The organism is Seonamhaeicola marinus, from assembly GCF_008085455.1.
In genome coordinates, this window is the sequence record NZ_VSDQ01000911.1 from 1 (window position 1) to 331 (window position 331).

General features: G+C 35.0%; 1 protein-coding gene. It reads right to left on the reverse strand.

Annotated elements, in window-relative coordinates:
* On the reverse strand, positions 1-331 hold a 331-nt coding region (locus tag FUA24_RS24775), incomplete at both ends, for a MutS-related protein (protein ID WP_449441440.1).

Genomic DNA, 331 nt, shown 5'->3' on the forward strand with positions numbered 1-331 from the left:
TATTGCATTTACGCAAAAAATAATTCATTTGCTTTAAGCGGTAGCTGTAGGTACTCAAATGATTTTCAATAGATTGGTTGTCGCCAATATCACTTAAAACCCTATCAAAAATACACACTTTACTACGCTCATGTACCGGAATTAAAATGCCACTTTGCAACATAACTTGTAGCAAACCAATGGTTTTTAGCGTAATACTTTTACCGCCAGCATTTGGCCCAGAAATAACAATAATACGGCTGTTTTGTTTAAGTTCTATAGTTTGCGGAAACGTTTCCTCGTTTTTAGCTACATTGTTTAAATATAATAAAGGGTGGTAGGCATCGCGTAA